We start from the raw sequence: 634 nt of genomic DNA, 5'->3' as shown, positions 1-634 counted from the left end.
CCAGGAAAGGCTGGGCCGGCAGCCCCTGACACGCCCGGGCCATACACACATTTCTGCCTATAACCCGAATAAGACTTGCGAAGGTTCTATTTTCCGAGTCGAGAGGGCACCCTCGAAGTGAAGCGTATCGTTGGTACTAGTCGTATGAAAGTCTCTGCTGATGGGCAGGGGGTCGTGTCGCATGCGGGTGTTGGCATGCTGCGAGAACTGGCAGAGCGCACCGGCCTGGTGGCCGGGCTTTCGAAGCCGCTTCTTGGCTCCTATAAGGGCCTGCCGGTTCACGCCCCGGGCCGAGTACTGACCGATCTGGCGGTCGCCGTCGCCGACGGGGCCACGAATATATCAGGGATCCAGACTTTGACTGATCGCCAAGATGTCTTCGGGCCGGTGGCCTCGATGCCCACCACGTGGCGAGTCTTGGACAAGGTCACTGAGCAGAGGCTGCCGGCGATCCGGAAAGCGCGTGCTGAAGCGCGCGCCAGGGCATGGGATGCTGGCGCTGGCCCTGACCTTGGTGGTGAGGCTGCTGGTCCGTTGGTGATCGATGTGGATGCGACCATCAGCATTGCCCACTCGGAGAAGGAGAACGCCGCCGCGACGTGGAAACGCACGTTCGGGTTCCACCCCGTGCGCC

Annotated in this window: 1 protein-coding gene; it reads left to right on the top strand. The window is 62.6% G+C overall.

The window, feature by feature from the left end:
• Window positions 1–144 precede the first annotated feature (144 nt).
• Window positions 145–634, top strand: a 490-nt coding sequence (locus FEF26_RS15530) for a transposase (RefSeq protein ID WP_208012966.1), incomplete at its 3' end; no start/stop codon positions are given.

The sequence above is a fragment of the Nesterenkonia salmonea genome (assembly GCF_005771525.1).
Classification (GTDB): domain Bacteria; phylum Actinomycetota; class Actinomycetes; order Actinomycetales; family Micrococcaceae; genus Nesterenkonia; species Nesterenkonia salmonea.
The sequence above is the reverse complement of the archived record's forward strand: the minus strand, read 5'-3'. Positions and strand labels throughout refer to the sequence as shown.